15 protein-coding genes are annotated in these 20,432 nt (G+C 68.4%); 5 read left to right on the top strand and 10 right to left on the bottom strand.

The features are described from left to right. Positions 1-2: 2 nt before the first annotated feature. From uvrA to L1Z78_RS03285, 3 genes are all read right to left on the bottom strand, one after another. The gene (gene uvrA / locus L1Z78_RS03295; RefSeq protein ID WP_234640131.1) at positions 3-5,936 is read right to left on the bottom strand and encodes an excinuclease ABC subunit UvrA; all 5,934 of its coding nucleotides are present in this window, start codon (positions 5,934-5,936) and stop codon (positions 3-5) included. A 435-nt stretch (positions 5,937-6,371) separates the two neighbouring features. Next, positions 6,372-7,355: a porin gene (locus L1Z78_RS03290; RefSeq protein WP_234640130.1), complete on the bottom strand. Its 984-nt coding sequence runs from the start codon at positions 7,353-7,355 to the stop codon at positions 6,372-6,374. Between the two features lie 409 nt (positions 7,356-7,764). Beyond that, entirely contained in the window at positions 7,765-9,447 is a 1,683-nt protein-coding gene (locus L1Z78_RS03285; RefSeq protein ID WP_234640129.1) for an MFS transporter, read from the bottom strand. Between the two features lie 310 nt (positions 9,448-9,757). On the opposite strand from L1Z78_RS03285, the gene L1Z78_RS03280 reads away from it, so the two are divergent. The 3 genes from L1Z78_RS03280 to L1Z78_RS03270 all read left to right on the top strand — a co-directional run bounded on the left by L1Z78_RS03280 (position 9,758) and on the right by L1Z78_RS03270 (position 12,626). Beyond that, positions 9,758-10,066, top strand: a complete 309-nt coding sequence (locus tag L1Z78_RS03280) for a DUF485 domain-containing protein (RefSeq protein ID WP_234640128.1) — start codon at positions 9,758-9,760, stop codon at positions 10,064-10,066. Further along, complete coding sequence (locus L1Z78_RS03275; protein WP_234640127.1) at positions 10,063-11,793, top strand: cation acetate symporter; 1,731 nt, start codon at positions 10,063-10,065, stop codon at positions 11,791-11,793. Before L1Z78_RS03280 ends, L1Z78_RS03275 begins: the two co-directional genes overlap by 4 nt. Positions 11,794-11,990: 197 nt before the next feature. After that, positions 11,991-12,626, top strand: coding sequence for a YbhB/YbcL family Raf kinase inhibitor-like protein (locus tag L1Z78_RS03270; protein WP_234640126.1), 636 nt, complete (start codon positions 11,991-11,993; stop codon positions 12,624-12,626). On the opposite strand, the gene L1Z78_RS03265 is transcribed toward L1Z78_RS03270, so the two are convergent. From L1Z78_RS03265 to L1Z78_RS03235, 7 genes are all read right to left on the bottom strand, one after another. Further along, positions 12,623-13,276, bottom strand: a complete 654-nt coding sequence (locus L1Z78_RS03265) for a 3'-5' exonuclease (protein ID WP_234640125.1) — start codon at positions 13,274-13,276, stop codon at positions 12,623-12,625. The two genes, L1Z78_RS03270 and L1Z78_RS03265, sit on opposite strands and share 4 nt — an antisense overlap. Beyond that, a complete protein-coding gene (locus L1Z78_RS03260) occupies positions 13,273-15,093 on the bottom strand; it encodes a putative nucleotidyltransferase substrate binding domain-containing protein (RefSeq protein WP_234640124.1) in 1,821 nt (606 codons plus the stop codon). The genes L1Z78_RS03265 and L1Z78_RS03260 overlap by 4 nt, the downstream gene beginning before the upstream one ends. A 31-nt stretch (positions 15,094-15,124) precedes the next feature. Further along, complete coding sequence (locus L1Z78_RS03255; RefSeq protein ID WP_234640123.1) at positions 15,125-15,760, bottom strand: 2-hydroxychromene-2-carboxylate isomerase; 636 nt, start codon at positions 15,758-15,760, stop codon at positions 15,125-15,127. A gap of 19 nt (positions 15,761-15,779) precedes the next feature. Continuing rightward, on the bottom strand, positions 15,780-16,028 hold the full coding sequence (locus tag L1Z78_RS03250) for a DUF1289 domain-containing protein (protein WP_234642083.1): 249 nt from the start codon (positions 16,026-16,028) through the stop codon (positions 15,780-15,782). Next, positions 16,028-16,531, bottom strand: coding sequence for a YbaK/EbsC family protein (locus L1Z78_RS03245; protein WP_234640122.1), 504 nt, complete (start codon positions 16,529-16,531; stop codon positions 16,028-16,030). The genes L1Z78_RS03250 and L1Z78_RS03245 overlap by 1 nt, the downstream gene beginning before the upstream one ends. A 2-nt stretch (positions 16,532-16,533) precedes the next feature. Next, entirely contained in the window at positions 16,534-17,478 is a 945-nt protein-coding gene (locus tag L1Z78_RS03240) for a hydroxymethylglutaryl-CoA lyase (protein ID WP_234640121.1), read from the bottom strand. 109 nt (positions 17,479-17,587) lie between these two features. Continuing rightward, entirely contained in the window at positions 17,588-18,496 is a 909-nt protein-coding gene (locus tag L1Z78_RS03235; protein WP_234640120.1) for a LysR family transcriptional regulator, read from the bottom strand. A gap of 91 nt (positions 18,497-18,587) precedes the next feature. Here L1Z78_RS03235 and L1Z78_RS03230 point away from each other — a divergent pair, with 91 nt between their 5' ends. Both L1Z78_RS03230 and L1Z78_RS03225 read left to right on the top strand, forming a co-directional pair. Then, entirely contained in the window at positions 18,588-19,550 is a 963-nt protein-coding gene (locus L1Z78_RS03230; protein ID WP_234640119.1) for a 3-hydroxyacyl-CoA dehydrogenase family protein, read from the top strand. Beyond that, the gene (locus L1Z78_RS03225) at positions 19,547-20,392 is read left to right on the top strand and encodes a 3-keto-5-aminohexanoate cleavage protein (protein ID WP_234640118.1); all 846 of its coding nucleotides are present in this window, start codon (positions 19,547-19,549) and stop codon (positions 20,390-20,392) included. The genes L1Z78_RS03230 and L1Z78_RS03225 overlap by 4 nt, the downstream gene beginning before the upstream one ends. Positions 20,393-20,432 lie beyond the last annotated feature (40 nt).

Raw genomic sequence — 20,432 nt, 5'->3', positions numbered from 1 at the left:
GCTCAACGGGCCAGCACGGGGGCCAGGGCGCGCCCCGTGTGCGTGCCCGCCGCCACCAGATCTTCCGGCGTGCCGGCCGCGACGATGCGGCCGCCTTCCTTGCCACCTTCGGGGCCGAGGTCGATGATCCAGTCGGCCTCGGCGATCACGTCCAGGTCATGCTCGATGACGACCACGCTGTGGCCTGCATCGACCAGCCGGTGCAGTACGCGGATGAGCTTGTCCACGTCGGCCATGTGCAGGCCCACCGTCGGCTCGTCCAGCACATACAGCGTATGTGGCGCCTTGTTGCCGCGCCGCGTGACGTCGTCGCGCACCTTGGTCAGTTCGGTCACCAGCTTGATGCGCTGGGCTTCGCCACCGGACAGGGTGGGCGAGGGCTGGCCCAGCGTGAGATAACCCAGGCCCACGTCCTTGAGCAGCTGCAGCGGATGGGCGATGCCGGGCATGCTGGCGAAGAACTCCACGGCCTCGTCCACCTCCATCTGCAGCACATCGCCGATGCTCTTGCCGCGCCAGGAGACAGCCAGGGTCTCGGGGTTGAAGCGCGCGCCGTGGCAGACCTCGCAGGGCACCTTCACATCGGGCAGGAAGCTCATCTCGATGGTGCGCATGCCCTGGCCCTCACAGGCCGGGCAGCGGCCTTCGCCGGTGTTGAACGAGAAGCGCCCGGCCGCGTAGCCACGCGCCTTGGCCTCCAGCGTTTCGGCATAGAGCTTGCGGATGGTGTCCCAGAAGCCGATGTAGGTGGCGGGGCAGCTGCGCGGCGTCTTGCCGATGGGGGTCTGGTCCACCTCCAGCACGCGGTCTATTCCCTCGAAGCCCTGCAGGCCCTTGCAGCCCACGAGGGCGGGCGACTTGCCCGCATCCATGGCATCGCGCCCGGCCTTGGTGGCCCGCTGGCCCACCCAGGCGGCCACATTGGCCAGCATCACGTCGCGCGCCAGCGTGGACTTGCCCGAGCCGCTGACGCCCGTGACGGCGACCAGGCGCTTGAGCGGCACGCGCGCATCCACGTTGTGCAGGTTGTGCAGATGGGCGCCGCGCACGGTGAGCCAGCCCAGGGCCTCGGGCTGGAGGGTGGCCTCGACAATGGCCGGCGCGGCCTTCTTGCGGGACTTGGCAGCCTTGGCAGGCACCGGCTCGGCCTGGGGCACAGCCGCAGCGGCCGGCTGCGGCGGCACGCCTTCGCCCACCCACAGGCGGGGCTGGAACGGATGGCGCATGGCATGCAGCAGGTAGCGGCCCGTCACCGAGTCCTCGGCCGCCATGATGTCGGCCGCCGTGCCCTGGGCGACCAGGCGGCCGCCGCGTATGCCGGCGCTGGGGCCGATGTCGATGATGTGGTCGGCGCGGCGGATGGTGTCCTCGTCATGCTCGACCACGACCAGGGTGTTGCCCTTGTCGCCCAGCTTGTGCAGGGCGTTGAGCAATATCTGGTTGTCACGCGCATGCAGGCCGATGGTGGGCTCGTCCAGCACGTAGCACACGCCCTGCAGGTTGCTGCCCAGTTGGGCGGCCAGCCGGATGCGCTGGGCCTCGCCGCCCGACAGCGTGGGCGCGCCACGGTCCAGCGTGAGATAGCCCAGCCCCACTTCCTCGAGGAATTCGAGGCGGCTCTGGATTTCGGGGACCAGGTCACGGGCGATGTCGGACTCGCGGCCCGACAGGGCCAGGGCCTGCACCCAGTGGCGCACGTCGGTGACGGACAGCCGGGCGATCTCGGCGATGCCCACGCCATGGAAGCGCACGGCGCGCGCCGTGGCGTTCAGGCGCGTGCCCTGGCAAGTGGGACAGGTCACCTCGGCCAGGTCCTCGATCTCCTGGCCTTCGAACTTGACCTCGCGGCCCCGGTTGTCCTCGACCAGCAGGGTGTCGTCATAGACCTTGCGCTGGTCCTTGGTGAGCTTGACGCCCGTGCCCACGCAATCGGGACACCAGCCGTGCTTGCTGTTGTAGGAGAACAGGCGCGGGTCCAGCTCGGCATAGCTGGTGGCGCAGACCGGGCAGGCGCGCTGGGTGGAGAACACCTGCAGGCTTCCGATGCCGGCCGTGCTGCGGCCGCCGGCCATGGCGCCTTCCAGGTCGTCCAGGCCGGACAGCACATGCAGTACACCCTTTCCGATCTCCAGCGCCTGGGCCAGATGGGTGCGCAGCTCACGCTCGTTGGCAACCGTCACCGAGAGGCTGGCCACGGGCAGCTCGATGGTGTGTTCCTTGAAGCGGTCGATGCGCGGAAAGCCCGTGGTCGGCAGGAATTCGCCATCCACGCGCAGATGCGTGTAGCCGCGTGGACGCGCCCAGTCGGCCAGCTCGGTGTAGACGCCCTTGCGGTTGACCACCAGCGGCGCCAGCAGGCCGATGGTCTGGCCTCGGAACTGCGTGAGCAGCTGGGCCGCGATGCTTTCGGCGGTCTGCGGCTGCACGGCGGCGCCGTCATGGATGCAGTGCTGGGTGCCCAGCTTGACGTAGAGCAGGCGCAGGAAGTGCCAGACCTCGGTGGTCGTGCCCACGGTGGACTTGCGCCCGCCACGCGACAGGCGCTGCTCGATGGCCACGGTGGGCGGAATGCCGTAGACCGCATCCACCTCGGGCCGGCCCGCGGGCTGGACGATGGAGCGCGCATAGGCATTCAGCGATTCGAGGTAGCGGCGCTGGCCTTCGTTGAACAGGATGTCGAAGGCCAGCGTGGACTTGCCCGAGCCCGACACGCCGGTGACCACGTTGAAGCGGCCGCGCGGAATGTCCACCGACAGCTGCTTGAGGTTGTGCTCCTTGGCGTTGACGATCTCGATGGCGTTGCGGGCCAGCTGCGCCGAGGCCGCGCGCGCCTTGCGCTCGGGCCGGTAGAGCATGGGTGCGACCTCGCGCACGGCCTCGCCGCCCACGCCCATGGCCAGGTCGTATTCGCGCAGCGCCTGGGCCGTGTGCGAGGACTGGACCTGGCGCACTTCCTCGGGCGTGCCCTGGGCGACGATGGCGCCGCCGCCGTCGCCACCTTCGGGGCCGAGGTCGATCAGCCAGTCGCTGGCGCGGATCACGTCCAGGTTGTGCTCGATGACGATCAGCGAGTGGCCGGCCTCCAGCAGCTTGCGCAGCGCGCGCATGAGCTTGGCGATGTCGTCGAAGTGCAGGCCCGTGGTCGGTTCGTCGAACAGGAACAGGGTGCCCTTCCTGGCCAGCGCCTGCCTGGACTTGGCCTGGGCCTTGGCGGCCTCGGCCAGGAAGCCGGCGAGCTTCAGGCGCTGGGCCTCGCCACCTGACAGCGTCGGCACGGGCTGGCCCAGCTTCACATACTCCAGGCCCACGTCCACGATGGGCTGCAGCGCGCGGATGACGTCGCGGTCCTGGGCGAACAGCTGGGCCGCCTCGGCCACGGTGAGTTCGAGCACGTCGGCCACGTTGAGCCGGCGCGGCTGCAGTTCGCCGGCCGCATGGCGCTCGATGGTGACTTCGAGGATCTCCGGACGGTAGCGCGTGCCGTTGCAGTCGGGGCAGCGCAGATAGACGTCGGACAGGAACTGCATCTCCACATGCTCGAAACCCGAGCCGCCGCAGGTGGGGCAGCGGCCATCGCCGCTGTTGAAGCTGAACTTGGCCGCCGTGTAGCCGCGCTGGCGCGCCAGCGGCGAGATGGCGAACAGCTCGCGGATGCTGTCCCAGGCACCGACATAGCTGACGGGGTTGGAGCGCGCCGTCTTGCCGATGGGTGACTGGTCCACGAACATCACGTCGCTCAGGTGGTCGGCGCCCATCAGGCGGTCGAAGGCGCCCGCCGCGTCCGTGGGCTTGCCGAAATGGCGCATCAGCGCGGGCACCAGCACGTCCTGGACCAGCGTGGACTTGCCCGAGCCGCTGACGCCCGTGACGGTGACCAGGCGCTGCAGCGGGAAGTCCACCGAGATGTCGCGCAGGTTGTGCTCGCGCGCGCCTTCGAGGATCAGGCGCGGCGTGGACTCGGTGACCATGCGCTTGAGGCCGAAGCCCACCTGCTTGCGCCCGCCCAGGTAGGCACCGGTCAGCGTGTCGGCATGGCGCAGGTCCTCGGGCGTGCCGTCGAAGACGATCTGGCCGCCGCGCGCGCCGGGGCCCGGGCCCATGTCGATCATGCGGTCGGCGGCGAACATCACGGCCGGATCATGCTCGACCACCACCAGGGTGTTGCCCGCATCGCGCAGGCGCTGCATGGCCTCGGTGATGCGGTCCATGTCGCGCGGATGCAGGCCGATGCTGGGCTCGTCCAGCACGAACAGGGTGTTGACCAGCGAGGTGCCCAGGGCCGTGGTCAGGTTGATGCGCTGCACCTCGCCGCCCGACAGGGTACGGCTCTGGCGGTCCAGCGTCAGATAGCCGATGCCCACGTCGCACAGGTACTGCACGCGCGCCATGATCTCGGCGTGCAGCATCTTGAGCGCCTGGGCCTCGCCGTCATGGGCGGGCGCATCGGCGGCCGGCGCCAGCTGCTGGAAGAAATCGCGCAGCCGCACGATGGGCAGTTGCATCAGGTCGTGCAGGCACAGGCCGGGCAGCGCATCGAGCTGCGCGCGACTCCAGGACACGCCCCGCGGCATGAAGCGGCGGTAGCGACCGCCCTCCTCGCCCGGTGGCAGCACGGCATCGGCCGCCTGCTTGCCGCCCAGGCGCCACAGCAGGCTTTCGGTCTTCAGGCGCGCGCCGCCGCAGGTCGGGCATTCGGTGTAGCTGCGGTACTTGGACAGCAGCACCCGGATGTGCATCTTGTAGGCCTTGCTCTCCAGGTATTCGAAGAAGCGCTTGATGCCGTACCAGGTCTGGGTCCACTTGCCGTTCCAGTTGGGCGAGCCGTCCAGCACCCAGGATTTCTGGGCATCGGTGAGCTTGGCCCAGGCCGTGTCGCGCGGGATGCCTTCGGCCTCGGCGTGGCGCATCAGGTCGTCCTGGATCTCCTTCCAGGCCGGCGTCTGCACGGGCTTGATGGCGCCCGTGCGCAGGGTGAGCTTGTCGTTGGGGATGACCAGGCCCCAGTCCACGCCGATCACGCGGCCGAAGCCCCGGCAGGCCTCGCAGGCGCCCACGGCGGAGTTGAACGAGAACAGCGAGGGGATGGGCTCCTGGTAGCTCAGGCCGCTTTCGGGGCAATGCAGGCCCAGCGAGAACTTCCACAGCTGCGGCTCGGCGGCCTCCACGGCGGATTCAGGCAGCACGTACACGGTCATGTGGCCGCTGCCGCGCTTGAGGGCGACCTCGATGGCTTCGTAGACGCGGGCGCGCTCCACATGGCCCAGGCGGAAGCGGTCGGCCACCACGTCCAGCACCTTGACCTTGAGCGGCGCAGCGGCCTTGGCCTTCCTGCCCTTGGCATCGGCGGCGGGCTCCACGGCGCCGGCCTTCTCGGCCTCGCGCTCGGCCTGGACCTTGGTGAAGCCGCTGGCCGACAGCCATTGTTCGACCTCGGCGGCCGTGGTGTTGGCCGGCAGCTCCACGGGAAAGGTGATGGCGATGCGCGGATCGCCAGCCTGCCGGCAGCGCGCGGCCAATTCCTCCAGCACGCTGTCGGGCGTGTCATGGCGCACGGGCACGGCGGTGTCGCGGTCGAACAATTGCGCCGCGCGCGCGAACAAGAGCTTGAGGTGGTCGTTCAGCTCCGTCATCGTGCCCACGGTGGAGCGCGAGTTGCGCACGGGATTGGTCTGGTCGATGGCAATGGCCGGCGGCACCCCCTCCACGCGGTCCACGGCCGGCTTGTCCATGCGGTCCAGGAACTGGCGCGCATAGGCCGAGAAGGTCTCCACGTAGCGGCGCTGGCCCTCTGCGTACAGGGTATCGAACACCAGGCTGGACTTGCCCGAGCCGCTGGGCCCCGTGACCACCGTGAGTTCGCCTGTGCGGATGTCGAGATCGAGGTTCTGGAGATTGTGCTGGCGTGCGCCGCGGATTCGAATCAGGCCCTGCGTCATGGTGTTCTTTGGTCAGTGGGAGCCAAACATTCTAGGCAGTCCATGCGACAGGCACGGGCCGCTTTCCAATACCTGTATTTTCATACAGGTTAAGCCCCAAAGCACCTGGCCAACCGACCGTATCGGCCATGAAAAAAGCCCCGGAACCAGTCCGGGGCTCTTGTCTCTCGCCAGGCGTGGCCTATTTGGCCATCTGCACGGAAGCCGGCATGGCCTGCTCACCTTGCACGCCCTGGACCTGGGTGATGGCCAGCAGCGATATGACAACGAAGGCCAGGCAACCGGCCGCAATGATCCTCATGGTGAATTTCCTTGATCGGGCTTGAAAGAGGGGCCCAGACAAAAAGGCCCCGCACCGCAAGGTACGAGGCCTGATGGCAGGCAGGCCCTGATTGGAACAGGCCGGCTTTGCACGCGGCTTACGCCGCGCGGCGATCAGAATGCGTGGCGCACGCCGACGGCGAAGGACGAGAAGTCCGCGCCCTTGACGCCGGTCATGTAGTTGGCGCCGGCCTTGTTGTCCACCTTGGTGTAGTAGCCGTAGACCTTGGTGCGCTTGCTCAGGTTGTAGTTGTAGCCCAGGGTCCACTGGTTGGCACCGGAGTCGGCGATGTTGCTCCACTTGTTGGCGTGGCCCAGGTTCACATGGAACTCGGAAGCGCCCAGGGTATACATGCCCGACAGGCGGAAGTTGTTGCGCGTGCCGCGGATCTCTTCGTCGTTGCGCTGGTAGTAGCCGCCGACCACGAACTGGCCGAAGGTGTAGGCAGCGCGGAAGGCCAGTTGCTTGTCTTCGTCGACCTGGCTGTAGCCGGCGCCCAGGGCCAGGGCGCCCAGGTTGTAGTTGGCGGCCAGGTCATAGCCGTTCTTGCGGGCGGGCGTGGCCTTCTCGTGCATGGAGACCGAGCCTTCCACCGTCAGGCCGCCCAGGTTGGGCGTGGTGTAGGAGATCTTGTTGGCGGTGCCCAGGCCGCTGGCGAACCAGACGGGGTCGAAGTACAGAGCGTCGGAGGACGAGCCCGTGTCATGGTTGTGCATGCTCACGTAGTCGGCCGTGGCGAAGTACGAACCGGGGAAGAAGTTGCCCATGCGGATCGTACCGAAGCTGCCCGACAGGTTCACTTCGCTCTGGCGGCCGAAGGTCAGCGCGCCGGTGGAGGAGGAGCCCAGGCCGGTGTCGGAAGCGAAGCCGCTTTCCAGCACGAAGCCGGCCTTCAGGCCGCCGCCCAGATCTTCGACGCCACGGATGCCCCAACGCGAGGAGTTGTTTTCCATCTTGTTGACGGACTCGTCGCCGATCTTCTGGCGCTCAACGGTGGTGTTGATACGGCCATAGATCGTCACGCTGCTTTGCGCCATCACGGTGGTGGAACCCAGCACGGCCAGCACGGCCAGGGCAACGCGGTTCATCTTGATCATCTCGGCATCTCCTCGGGATTGTTGAGTGGGTGTTCTGGAAATCTCAGGGCCGACTCCGGCTCCGGATCAGTGCCATCTGCGGCTGCTGCGGATTCTAGGTGCGGGCTTGTCAAAAAATGTGCGCCCACCTTTCAAAATGAGCGATCTGATGCTTTGCTGCCACAGACAAGACATGGAAAACCAGTAGAAGCACCCAAGAAAAAGCCCATGGCAAACCGCCATGGGCTTTCATCGATGCAGAGCAAAATTTTGTGCTCTGTGACCACAGTGCATGCATTGAACACTGCGCGCAAATCAGGCACGCCCTAACTCAGGGACACCGAGGAAGGGCCGCCCCGCACCGAGGGTGTCGTCCCCCTCCCGCGAAGCGAGAGAGGGGGAAGGCGCGCAAGCGCCTCAGGGGGCGCCCTCAATCGTTAGCGTAGATATCCACGTCCTTGGTTTCCTTCAGGAACAGCGTACCGATGATGGCCGTGGCCCCTGCGATCACGATGGGATACCACAGGCCGCTGTACATGTTGCCGGTCTGGGCCACGATCGCGAACGACATGGTCGGAAGCAGGCCGCCGAACCAGCCGTTGCCGATGTGGTATGGCAGGCTCATGGAGGTGTAGCGGATGCGCGTGGGGAACAGTTCCACCAGCATGGCCGCGATGGGGCCGTAGACCATGGTCACGAGGATGACCAGGTAAGTCAGGATGGCCACCATCATGACCTTGTTCATCTTCGCCGGGTCTGCCTTTGCCGGGTAGCCGTCCTCGGCCAGCACCTTGGCCACGGTCTTCTTGAACTCTGCGTCCCTGGCCTTGGCTTCCTCGGGGCTCAGGCCCTTGAGCGAGAACGAGGGGATCTCGGTGCTGCCGATGCGGATGAAGGCGGTCTTTCCGGGCGCGGCGTCCTCTGCGTCATAGCTGACCGAGCCGGCTGCAAGCACCTGCTTGGCCACGTCGCAGGAACTGGTGAACTTGGAAGTGCCCGTGGGATTGAACTGGAACGAGCATTCCTTTGGATCGGCGACGATGACCACCTTGCTCTTGGCCTGGGCAGCCGCCAGGTCGGGGTTGGCAGCCTCGGTCAGTGCCTTGAAGACGGGGAAATAGGTCACCACGGCCAGCACGCAACCCAGCATGATGATGGGCTTGCGGCCTATCCTGTCCGACAGCGAGCCGAAGACCACGAAGAACGGCGTGCCGATGATCAGCGCCGCCGCGATCATCAGATTGGCCGTCACCGCGTCCACCTTGAGCTGCTGCGTGAGGAAGAACAGCGCGTAGAACTGGCCCGTGTACCAGACCACGGCCTGGCCGGCCGTCAGGCCGACCAGCGCCAGCAGCACGATCTTGAGGTTGCGCCACTGGCCGAAGGACTCCGACAGCGGGGCCTTGGAGACCTTGCCCTCGGCCTTCATCTTCTGGAAGGCCGGCGACTCGGACAGCGTCATGCGGATCCACACCGAGATGCCCAGCAGCACGATGGACAGCAGGAAGGGAATGCGCCAGCCCCAGTCGGCGAACGCCTGCTCGCCCAGCGTGGTGCGTACGCCCAGGATCACCAGCAGCGACAGGAACAGGCCCAGCGTGGCCGTGGTCTGTATCCACGAGGTATAGGCACCGCGCTTGCCGTGCGGCGCATGCTCGGCCACATAGGTGGCCGCGCCACCATACTCGCCGCCCAGCGCCAGGCCCTGCAGCATGCGCAGGCCGATCAGGATGACGGGAGCCGCCACGCCGATGCTGGCGTAGGTGGGCAATATGCCGACGATGAAGGTCGACAGGCCCATGATCAGGATGGTCACCAGGAAGGTGTACTTGCGGCCGATCATGTCGCCCAGGCGCCCGAACACCAGTGCGCCGAAGGGCCGCACGATGAAGCCGGCCGCGAAAGCCAGCAGCGCGAAGATGAAGGCCGATCCCGCATCCAGCCCGCTGAAGAACTGCTTGGCGATGATGGCCGCCAGCGATCCGTAGAGATAGAAGTCGTACCACTCGAACACGGTGCCCAGCGACGAGGCAAAGATCACCTTGCGTTCTTCCGGAGTCATGGGCCGCGGGGTCGCCTTGACCCCCGCGCCTTGCGATGCGTTGATAGCCATGTCTGTCTCCTAGATTTATTGAATGTGTAGCGGGCCTTGCCATAGGGCCCGCAGATTCACTATCCGCCCGGCTGCTGACGCGAATCTGACTCGCCTCTTACAGAAATTGACGGCGAACTGAATGGATTCTTACGAACTCCGCAGCAACCCTGATGCCGTCTTTTTCCATGTGAAAACCACGGTAAAAACCCTGGGAAATCAGTCGCTTGCACGTAAGCACGCGGTCAGACGCCATTTCCAGAATGCGCCGCATATGCCGGAGCCACCCAGGGCTTCGCGCTGGCATATACGACCTTTCAGGAGACAAACCATGACCGATCCGGTGGTAGACAAAATACAGCGCCATCCCAAATACCAGGAGTTGCGCAGCAGGCGCAATCGACTGGGCCTTTTCCTGACGGTGCTGATGCTGGTCGTCTATTACGGCTACATCGCGCTGATCGCCTTCGACAAGTCGTTCCTGGCCCAGCCCATCGGCGCGGGTGTGACTTCGCTGGGCATCCCGATCGCCATGGGGGTGATCGTCTTCTCGGTGATCGTCACCGGCCTCTACGTGCGCCGCGCCAATGGCGAGTACGACAAGCTCACCCAGGACATCCTGAAGGACGCCACGAAATGAAGACCTCCGCACAACGCATGCTGCTGGCGCCCCTGGCGCTGGCCCTGGCCGGCCCCGTGCTGGCCGCCGGCGGCGACGTCGGCGTGGCCGCCAAGCAGGCCACGAACTGGACCGCCATCATCCTGTTCACGGTCTTCGTGGTCGCCACGCTGTGGATCACGAAGTGGGCCGCGGGCCGCACCAAGTCGGCCGCCGACTTCTACACGGCCGGCGGCGGCATCACGGGCTTCCAGAACGGCCTGGCGATCGCGGGCGACTACATGTCGGCCGCCTCGTTCCTGGGCATCTCGGCCTCGGTCATGGCCAGCGGCTATGACGGCCTGATCTACTCCATCGGCTTTCTGGTGGGCTGGCCCATCCTGACCTTCCTGCTGGCCGAGCGCCTGCGCAACCTGGGCAAGTTCACCTTCGCCGACGTGGCGGGCTACCGCTTCTCCCAGACGCCGTTCCGCGCCTTCGCGGCCAGCGGCACGCTGGTGGTGGTGGCCTTCTACCTGATCGCCCAGATGGTGGGCGCCGGCCAGCTGATCAAGCTGCTGTTCGGCCTGGACTACTGGATCGCCGTGGTGCTGGTAGGCGCGCTGATGATGATCTACGTGCTGTTCGGCGGCATGACGGCCACGACCTGGGTGCAGATCATCAAGGCCTGCATGCTGCTGGCCGGCGTGACCTTCATGGGCTTCATGGTACTGGCCAAGTACGGTTTCAGCCCCGAGGCACTGTTCGCCGAAGGCGTGCGCGTGCGCACCGAGATCGCGGCCAACAACGGCGCCGATCCCTCGGCGGCCGCCAAGGCGGGCCTGGCCATCATGGGCCCGGGCGGCTTCATCAAGGACCCGATCTCGGCCATCAGCTTCGGCATGGCGCTGATGTTCGGCACGCTGGGCCTGCCCCACATCCTGATGCGCTTCTTCACCGTGCCCGACGCCAAGGAAGCGCGCAAGAGCGTTTTCTGGGCCACGACCTGGATCGGCTACTTCTACGTGCTGATCTTCATCATCGGCTTCGGCGCCATCACCCTGGTGCTGACCAACCCCGAGATGGCCGACACGGTCAAGGGCGTGATCCACGGCGGCGCGGGCACGGCCAACATGGCGGCCGTGCTGGTGGCCAAGAGCGTGGGCGGCGACGTGTTCTACGGCTTCATCTCGGCCGTGGCTTTCGCCACCATCCTGGCCGTGGTCGCGGGCCTGACGCTGTCGGGCGCCTCGGCCGTGTCGCACGACCTGTACGCCACGGTGATCAAGAAGGGCAAGGCAGACAGCGCCGCCGAGCTGCGCGTCTCGCGCATCACCACGCTGACGCTGGGTGCCATCGCCGTGCTGCTGGGCATCGTGTTCGAGAAGCAGAACATCGCCTTCATGGTGTCCCTGGCCTTCGCGGTCGCGGCCTCGGCCAACTTCCCTGCCCTGCTGCTGTCGGTGCTGTGGAAGGACTGCACGACCAAGGGCGCGGTCATCGGCGGCTTCATGGGCCTGGTCTCCTCGGTGGGCCTGACCATCGTCTCGCCCCCGGTGTGGGAGGCCACGCTGGGCAATCCCGCAGGCTCGGCCTGGTTCCCCTACGCCTCGCCCGCGCTGTTCTCGATGAGCATCGGCTTCTTCGGCGTGTGGCTGTTCTCGGTGCTCGACAAGAGCGCCCAGGCCGCCAGGGAACGCGCCGTGTTCCCCGCGCAGCAGGTGCGCTCGGAAACCGGCCTCGGTGCCTCGGGAGCCTCGGGCCACTGAGCCACGCCGCAAGGCCATACGGAAGCCGGGCGCTGTGCCCGGCTTTTTTTCGTCCGCGAGCCTTCGGATGGATCGGCTGGAGAAGCCCCCTGAGCGGATTGGAGATGTCCGGCATTTTCACGGCCTCTAGACTTGGTGGTCTGCCGAGCATTTCGTGCAGCACGATTTCTCTCTTCAACGCACAGGACCCCTCCGACATGCAAATCACCAGCCAAAGTTTCCAGGACGGCCAGGCCATCCCCGGCGAATTCGCGTTCGCCGTGCCCGATGCGACCTCGCACGTGGCGCTGTCGTCCAACCGCAACCCGCACCTGGCCTGGAGCGGCGCGCCCGCGGGCACGCAGTCCTTCGTCGTGGTCTGCCACGACCCCGACGTGCCCAGCCGTGGCGACGACGTGAACCAGGAAGGCCGCGAAGTGCCGGCCAGCCTGGCACGCGTGGATTTCTTCCACTGGCTGCTGCTGGACATCCCGGCCACCACCACCGCAATCGCCGCCGGCAGCCACTCCGATGGCGTGACGGCGCGCGGCAAGAGCGGCCCGGCCGCCCCGGGCGGCCTGCGCCACGGCATCAATGACTACACGGGCTGGTTCGCGGGCGATGCGCAGATGAAGGGCGACTACTTCGGCTACGACGGCCCCTGCCCGCCGTGGAACGACAGCATCGTCCACCACTATGTCTTCACGGTCTACGCACTGGCCACGCCCACGCTGGCGGTCTCCGGCCCGCTGACCGGCGCCAGCGTGCGCGCGGCCCTGGCCTCGGCACCGGTGCTGGGCCAGGCCAGCATCACCGGGCTGTACAGCCTCAATCCCTCGGTGCCTGCCGCCTAAGCCAGGCCCCGCAGCCTGCGCAGCTTGACGAAGGCCAGCGCCGCCATCACGGCGTCGTTGAGCGCGTCATGGGCCTCGCGCCGCGGCAGGCCCAGCTCGGCCATCAGCGTGGCGAAGCGCAGGTCGATGTCGGGCGCCTGCTGCTGCCAGGGCGCAAGCTGCTGGAAGCGGTGGTCGTAGTACAGCGCCGAGATCTCGATGCGCGCGTTGGGCAGGCCCGTGCCCAGCAAAGGCCGCAGCGCGCGCTCGATCATGGCCACGTCGAACTCCAGGTAGTAGCCCACCAGCGGGCGGCTGCCGACGAAGCGCAGCAGCCGGGCCATGGCCTCCTCGATGGGCAGGCCCTGGGCCAGGTCGCGCTCGCGCAGACGGTGGATGCGCACGCTGTCGCCCGGCACGCCGCGCGAGGGCCGCACCAGCAGCTCCAGCCGCTCGCTGGTCAGGATGCGATCGCCCACGATGCGCACGGCGCCGATGGACAGGATGTCGTCGCTGCGCACGTCCAGGCCCGTGGTCTCGCAGTCCAGCGCCACCCACTCGCCGGGCGGCGGTGGATCGAACAGGAAGGCGTAGGCCGGGTCCCTGAGCGCACGCCGCAGGCGGCTGCGGCGCAGGCCCTCCAGCCATCGGTGCAGGAGGCCCGCGCTCATACCAGGTCCAGCCGCAGGCGCTGGCGCAGCAGCGCCTTGAAGCGCCTCACCACGGCCAGCGTGTCCTTGAGCAGGTCGCGCTCCAGGCTGCCCAGGCGCGCGGGATCCACATGGCCGGTGACGGGCCGGTCCAGGGCCATCTCGGCCAGGCCGGCCTGCAGGCGCAGGCCCATGAGCAGGTGCAGGCCGTCGAGCAGTTCGCGCCCCAGGGCCTCGTCTAGCACGCCCTCGGCCACCAGGGCCGCGATGCGTTCGGCCGTGCCCGTGGCCGTGATGTGGTGGGCCAGGGCCAGGCTGCGCACGCCGTGCACGATGGGAAAGATGCCGGCCTTCTTGAGGTGCACGGTGCTGTCTTCATCGCCGCGCACCAGCAGCCGGCTCCACCAGTGGCCCGGCGCCTCGCCGAAGGCATTGATGGCCGAGGCAAAGCGGGCAATCAGCGCGTCATTGTCCGTGGCCAGCGCCACGAGGCCCTGGCGCACGCCGGCCAGCAGCGCGGCGTCGCCGGCCACGGCCTGGGCATCGAGGAAGATGGCCAGGTGCATGAGCCCCTCGGGGCCGGGCAGGACCAGCCACTCGCGCACGCGCCGGCCGAAGTCCGAGGCCGAGCCGCGCCATGCCGGGTTGCTGAGCATGATGCGCCCCGGGCATTCGGGGTAGCCGAAGCGCTGCAGCACCTCGGAAAAGCGCCGGCAGATGGCGTCCAGGTTCTCGGGCGGCACATAGCCGTCGCGCAGCAGCAGGCCGTTGTCCTGATCGGTCTTGAGCAGTTGCTCGCCGCGCCCTTCGCTGCCCATGACGAACAGGCAGCTGTGGGCCACGAGCTCGGCGGGCGCCAGCATCTGCCAGGCGCGCTCGAACAACCGTGCATTGAGCTGCTGCACAAGGCGCGCCATCAGCCCCACGCGCGTGCCGCCCCGGTGCAGCGCCGCCACCAGGCGCGTGACCTGGCCGGCCGCCTGCTCCAGCGCCTGCAGGTCCTGGGCCTGCTCGATCTGCACGGTGATCAGGTGGGAGTGGTTGGCCAGGAAACTGAACAGGTCCAGCGCCTCCAGGATGCCCATGACCTGCCCGTCCGCGCCCAGCACCGCCAGCCGGTGCACGCGCGCGCGCAGCAGCAGCACCATGGCGTCGCCCAGCTGATCAGAGGCGCGCACCGTGACCACGGGACAGCTGGCGAATTCGCCCACGGCCAGCCGGTCCAGCGCGCGACCGTCGAGGACGGCACGCTGCAGGGTGGTGGCCGTGAAGATGCCCAGCCCGGCCTCCAGCCCCGAGACCAGCACGCTGGTCGTGCGCTCGGCCTGGAACAGGCGCGCGACGGAGACGATGTCGGTGGCCGCATCGACCACATGGGCCGGCCGCAGATAGGCCTGGTCCACGCGCTCCAGGGTCAGCGACTGGCGCTCATGCCGCTGGGCACGCTGCGCCAGCGTGCCCAGCTTGTGGCCCAGGTCGGAGAACAGCAGGGCGCCGAAGGCCGCGTTGCGCGCGATCAGCTCGTTGACGGTGGCGTGGGCGAGCTGGTAGGCCACCAGTTCCTCGGCCACCGTGAAGCGGCTGCTGGCACGGCCCGCGACCAGGGCACGGCCATCGAAGCTGTCGTCGGGGCCGTAGGTGGCCAGCACCTCGTCGCCCTCGGTCTGGACCACATGGCCCTTGATGATGACGAACAGGTGGGTGGGTGCCGAGCCCACATCCAGCACCACGGCGCCTTCGGGGAAGTAGGCGATGTCCACGCCGCCGCGCACCAGCGCCTGTTCATCGGGCGCGAGGCAGTCGAAGGGCGAGGCCGAAAAGTTGAAGGCGTTGGGCATGGGGCGGGGGCATGTCTGCGTGCCCCGCCATTCAACCCTTCAGGCCTTGCTCCACGCTTGCAGCGGCGTCCCAGCCGCCGTCGAACCAGGTGTCGCCGTCCAGATAGGCGCGCAGCATGGGCAGGCTGTCCAGGCCCCAGAAGACGCGGCCATCGACCTCCCAGGCCGGCACGCCGAAGATGCCCTGCGCGGCGGCGGCTTCGGTGTTCTCGCGCAGCAGGCGCCTGGCGTTGTCGCCCGCGTCGGGGCGCAGTTGCGGCTCCAGCTCGGCGCGCAGCGCATCGAGCCGCGCGGGCTCCAGCGCGTCGGCGCCGCCGATCCAGACATGGCGCAGCACCGTGCCCGCCACGAAGCGGTTGACCGTGCCGTCATCGCTGCATTCCAGCGCCAGGCGCAGCAGCGGCAGCGGGTTGAACGGATGGCGCGCGGGCATGTCCAGCCCCACGCCCGAGGCATGGCCCAGCCAGCTCACATGGCGGTAGGTCCATTCGCGCTTGCCGGGGATGGCGGCCGGCCCCGGGTTGCCCAGTCGATTCAGCAGCGCGCCCAGCAGCACGGGCCGATAGCGCATGTGGTGGCTGATGCCTTCGAGCGCGCGGGGCAGTTGCTCGAACGCCAGCCAGGCATAGGGCGAGACGAAGTCGAGGTGGAAGGTGATCTGCTTCATGGGCGGGCCCGGTGGATCGTCAGGCGGAGAGGTCCGCCGCGGCCAGACCGGCACGCTCCAGCAGCGCATGCCAGATCACCAGCCGCTGCGGCGTGTCGGATTTGGACCAGGCGCGGATCTCGTCGATGGTGCGAAAGCAGCCTTCGCAGTGGCTGCGGTCCGGCGTCATGCGGCACACCGAGATGCAGGGCGAGGGAACGGGTTCATCGTCGGCACGCGGCGCGAACGCTGCCTGGGCCTTGTGGGCCAGCATGTCCCTGGGGCCCATCATGCGGACACCTCCTGCACCACGTCGGCCCAGGGCGCACCGGCCAGCAGCTGCAGCGCGGCCGGCGTGGCCGCGAACACCGCATGCGGGTGGCCCGCCGCCGCCCAGACGGTGTCGAAGCGCTGCAACTCGCGGTCCACCAGGGTCACGGGCTTGCTGGCATGTGCCACGGGGCTGACGCCGCCGATGGAAAAGCCGGTCTGCGCCTTGACGAAGTCGGCATCGGCGCGGCCCACGGGGCCGACCAGGGCCGCGACCTTCTTCTCGTCCACGCGGCGGTCGCCCGAGGCCACCACCAGCACGGCCACGCCGTCGCTGCGGCGGCGGAAGATGATGCTCTTGGCCACCTGGCCCACGAGGATGCCAAGCTGGTCGGCCGCCTCCTGGGCCGTGCGCGCCGCGCCGTCCAGCATGCGCGGGCCTTCGCCGTGCCCGGCCTGCTGCAGGAAGGCCGCCACGCGTTGCACGCCTTCGGGCAGGTTCTGGAGTTCGGATCCGCACATGGTCATACCGCCTCGCATGCGGCAGCCGCGCTGGCGCGTTTCGTCAAGAGTGCCTTGGCCACACGCGACTGCGTGGGACGGCCCAGGTGGTCGCTGATGAACTGGCCGGCGTCGATCAGCCTGTCCAGGTCGATGCCGGTCTCGATGCCCATGCCCTGCAGCATGTAGACCACGTCCTCGGTGGCCACATTGCCCGTGGCGCCCTTGGCATAGGGGCAGCCGCCCAGGCCCGCCACCGAGGTGTCGAACTGCCACACGCCCAGGGACAGCGCGGCCAGCGTGTTGGACAGGGCCTGGCCGTAGGTGTCGTGGAAATGTCCGGAGACATCGTCGATGGCGAAGTGCTGCAGCGTGGCCTCGATGGCCTTGCGCACCTTGACGGGCGTGCCCACGCCGATGGTGTCGGCCACGCCCACATGCTGCACGCCGATGCCCTTCATGAGGCCGGCCAGGTAGGCCACGCGCTCGGGCGCGATCTCGCCTTCGTAGGGGCAGCCCACGGTGCAGCTCATGGCGCCGCGCACGTAGATGCCCTGGGCGCGCGCGGCCTCGGCCACGGGGGCGAAGCGCTCGATGCTTTCGGCAATGGAGCAGTTGATGTTCTTCTGGCTGAAGGCCTCGCTGGCCGCGCCGAAGACCACGATCTCGTCGGGCCACAGTTCGCGCGGCGCCGACAGGGCGGCCTCCAGGCCCTTCATGTTGGGCGTGAGCACGCTGTAGCGCACGCCGGGGCGGCGAACGATGCCGGCCATGACTTCGGCGTTGTCGGCCATCTGCGGCACCCACTTGGGGCTGACATAGCTGGTGACCTCGATTTCCTTGAGGCCGGCCTCCTGCAGGCGGTGCACCAGCTCGATCTTGATGGCGGCGGGCACGGGCTGTTTTTCATTCTGCAGGCCGTCGCGGGGGCCTACATCGACGAGTTTGACGCGGGAAGGAATGCTCATGGGGTGTTCTCACCGGGATGACGGGTACGGCCCCTATTGTCCAGGCTTGCAGGTCCGGGCACCACCCCATATCCTGCCGGGCCATGCACAACGGCTGCCAGCGCCCTCTTCAGCCGGGCAGGGCCGCCATTTCCTCGCGCAGCATCTCCACCATGCGCGCGGCAGCCGGCGACAGGCGGCGGCCGCTCAGGCGGACCAGGCCGATGGGGCGTCGCAGCACCGGCCGTGCCAGCGGGCGCGCCACCACTTCCGGCCGCTGCACCACCTGCGCGGCCAGCAGCGGCAGCGCGCTCACGCCCAGATCGGCCGCCACCATGGCCGCGATGGTGGCCAGGTGCTCCACGGCGTACTGCGGCGCAAAGCGTATGCCGTGGGTCAGCAGGGCCTCGTCGGCGTACTGGCGCACGCTGGTGCCGGCGGGCATGGAGATGTGGGGCAGATGGGCCACGTCGGCCCAGCCCAGGTCGCCGCGCCCGCGTGCCAGTGCGTGGCCCCGGCCCAGCAGCAGCACGAAGCGGTCCGAGGCCAGGGGCGCATAGTCCAGGTCGGCATAGGCGGGATTGGCCGCCGTGAGCGCGAAGTCCACGCGGCCCGCGCGCACCATGTCGAAGGCCGGCCCGGCCAGGCTGTCGAACAGCTCCAGGTGCACGCCCGGATGCTCGGCCGCGAAGCGCGCCAGCACGCGCGGCAGCAGGCCCGCCGCCAGCGACGGCAGGGCCGCCAGCGCCAGCCGGCCCACCTGCACCTGGGCCACTTCCTGCACGCGGCGCACGGTCTCGTCCATCTGGTGGCGCAGGATGCGCGCCTGCTCGGCGAAGACCGCGCCGGCCTGGGTCAGTTCCACGGCGCGCGTGGTGCGCTCGAACAGGCGCGCGCCCAGCATCTCTTCGAGCCGCGCCAGCGTGCCCGAGACGGCCGACTGCGACAGGTGCATCTGCAGCGCCGTGCGCCGAAAGCTCAGCGTGTCGGCCAGGGCCAGAAAGACATCGACCTCGCGGGCCGACCAATTGATCTTCATGGCCGATCAGTTTATCGAAAAATGCGTCTTTACCGTTCAATGACGGCTGCCTAGACTGCGCTCCACATCCATGAAATCAGCAGGAGACAGCATGCACAGCAGTTCGCCGCGCAACGCGCGCACGGTGGTCGTCGGGGGAGGCACCATGGGTGCCGATGTGGCCGTGGTCCTGGCCCGGGGCGGGGCCAGCGTGACCGTGGTCGATCCCGGCGCGGCACGGCGCGAGCTGCTGCTGCAGCACGTTGCCATCGAGCTGGCCACGGCCGGCTTTTCTCGGTGCGCGCCCCAGGTCTCGGTCTGCGCGGCGCTGGAGGATGTGGCCTGGGACGGCGTGGCCCTGGTGGTGGAATGCATCACCGAGCGGCTGGATGCCAAACAGGCGCTGTTCGCCGAGCTGCAGGCGCATGCGCCGGCCGACGCCGTGCTGGCCAGCAACAGCTCGGGCTTTCCCATCAGCGCCATCGCCGCCGGCCTGCCCACGGCCCGGCGCATGCTGGGCCTGCACTTTTTCATGCCAGCCCACCTGGTGCCGCTGGTGGAAGTGGTACTGGGCGAGCGCAGCGACCCGGCCCTGGGCCAATGGCTGCACGGCTTCATGCGCGGCTGCGGCAGCGTGCCCGTGCTGGTGAAGAAGGACAAGCCCGGCTTTCTGGCCAACCGCATGCAGCACGCGCTGTCGCGCGAGGCCTTTGCACTCATCGACGAGGGTATTGCCTCACCCGAGGACGTGGATGCCGCCGTGCGCTTCGGCTTCGGCTTCCGCTTCCTGGCGGCCGGCCCCGTGCTGCAGCGCGACCATGCGGGCATCGAGGTGCATTGCGCGGCGGCCGCCACCATGTACCCCACGCTGTCCAACACCGATGTACCGGCCCAGGCCCTGCGCGACCGCGTGGCGCGTGGCGATCTGGGCATGAAGACCGGCAAGGGCTTCTTCGACTGGCCCGAGGACCGCCGCCTGGCCGAGCGCGCCCGCTATGACGCGCTGCTGCGCCAGGGCCTGGCCCTGCTGGCCAGCGAACTGCCGGTGCCGGGCGGCGAAGAAGGCACGCCATGAGCACGCCAGTCCCTTCATCGCAGTGGAGCAATCCGCTGATCATCACCGTAGCGCCCAATGGCGCCTACAAGCAGCCGGCCGACCACCCTGCCCTGCCGATCACGCCGCAGGCGCTGGCCGCCACGGCGCGCGCCTGCCTGGATGCCGGCGCGGCCATGATCCACATGCACATCCGCGACGCCCAGGGGCGCCACAGCCTGGATGTCGAAGGCTACCGCGAGGCCTGGCGCGTGGTGCGCGAGACCGTGGGCCGGGAGATGGTGGTGCAGATCACCAGCGAGGCGGCCGGCGTGTACCAGGCGCCGCAGCAGATCGCCATGGTCGAGGCGCTGCGGCCCGAGGCCGTCTCCATCGGCCTGCGCGAGATCGACCGGCCCGAGATCGGCGATGCGGGACTGGCGCACTTTTTCGCGGGCCTGGTGCGCGACCAGGTCATGGTGCAGGTCATCCTCTACGACGTGGCCGACCTGCGCCGCTGGCAGGCGCTTCGCGCCAGCGGCGTGGTGCCCGAGGCTCCCTGGTTCCTGCTGTTCGTGCTGGGCCGCTACAGCGCGGGCCAGACCTCGCGGCCGCAGGATCTGCTGCCGTTCCTGGCCGCGCACGACGGCGGCGAGCCCTGGGCCGTGTGCGCCTTCGGCGCCACGGAAAACACCTGCATCGCGGCGGCGGCAGCCTTCGGCGGCCATGCGCGCGTGGGCTTCGAGAACAACCTGCTGGCCCGGGACGGCGCCACCGCGCCCGACAACGCCGCCCTGGTCCGCCAGGCCGCCGAGACGGCTCGGGCCCTGGGCCGCCCGCTGGCCACGGCCGACGGCATACGCCAGCGCTTCACGCCGCGCTGAGCCCCAAGGCATCCAGGAGCCCGCACCAGACGGGCCATCC

This window comes from Delftia tsuruhatensis (assembly GCF_903815225.1).
In the GTDB taxonomy this organism is placed as follows: domain Bacteria; phylum Pseudomonadota; class Gammaproteobacteria; order Burkholderiales; family Burkholderiaceae_C; genus Comamonas; species Comamonas tsuruhatensis_A.
This window is presented reverse-complemented; position numbering and strand designations above follow the sequence as displayed.

What these genes read in the sequence shown, in the direction of transcription:
- uvrA (WP_234640131.1), bottom strand. Translation starts at nt 5,936, where the DNA reads ATGACGCAGGGCCTGATTCGAATCCGCGGCGCACGCCAGCACAATCTC.
- L1Z78_RS03290 (WP_234640130.1), bottom strand. Translation starts at nt 7,355, where the DNA reads ATGATCAAGATGAACCGCGTTGCCCTGGCCGTGCTGGCCGTGCTGGGT.
- L1Z78_RS03285 (WP_234640129.1), bottom strand. Translation starts at nt 9,447, where the DNA reads ATGGCTATCAACGCATCGCAAGGCGCGGGGGTCAAGGCGACCCCGCGG.
- L1Z78_RS03280 (WP_234640128.1), top strand. Translation starts at nt 9,758, where the DNA reads ATGACCGATCCGGTGGTAGACAAAATACAGCGCCATCCCAAATACCAG.
- L1Z78_RS03275 (WP_234640127.1), top strand. Translation starts at nt 10,063, where the DNA reads ATGAAGACCTCCGCACAACGCATGCTGCTGGCGCCCCTGGCGCTGGCC.
- L1Z78_RS03270 (WP_234640126.1), top strand. Translation starts at nt 11,991, where the DNA reads ATGCAAATCACCAGCCAAAGTTTCCAGGACGGCCAGGCCATCCCCGGC.
- L1Z78_RS03265 (WP_234640125.1), bottom strand. Translation starts at nt 13,276, where the DNA reads ATGAGCGCGGGCCTCCTGCACCGATGGCTGGAGGGCCTGCGCCGCAGC.
- L1Z78_RS03260 (WP_234640124.1), bottom strand. Translation starts at nt 15,093, where the DNA reads ATGCCCAACGCCTTCAACTTTTCGGCCTCGCCCTTCGACTGCCTCGCG.
- L1Z78_RS03255 (WP_234640123.1), bottom strand. Translation starts at nt 15,760, where the DNA reads ATGAAGCAGATCACCTTCCACCTCGACTTCGTCTCGCCCTATGCCTGG.
- L1Z78_RS03250 (WP_234642083.1), bottom strand. Translation starts at nt 16,028, where the DNA reads ATGGGCCCCAGGGACATGCTGGCCCACAAGGCCCAGGCAGCGTTCGCG.
- L1Z78_RS03245 (WP_234640122.1), bottom strand. Translation starts at nt 16,531, where the DNA reads ATGTGCGGATCCGAACTCCAGAACCTGCCCGAAGGCGTGCAACGCGTG.
- L1Z78_RS03240 (WP_234640121.1), bottom strand. Translation starts at nt 17,478, where the DNA reads ATGAGCATTCCTTCCCGCGTCAAACTCGTCGATGTAGGCCCCCGCGAC.
- L1Z78_RS03235 (WP_234640120.1), bottom strand. Translation starts at nt 18,496, where the DNA reads ATGAAGATCAATTGGTCGGCCCGCGAGGTCGATGTCTTTCTGGCCCTG.
- L1Z78_RS03230 (WP_234640119.1), top strand. Translation starts at nt 18,588, where the DNA reads ATGCACAGCAGTTCGCCGCGCAACGCGCGCACGGTGGTCGTCGGGGGA.
- L1Z78_RS03225 (WP_234640118.1), top strand. Translation starts at nt 19,547, where the DNA reads ATGAGCACGCCAGTCCCTTCATCGCAGTGGAGCAATCCGCTGATCATC.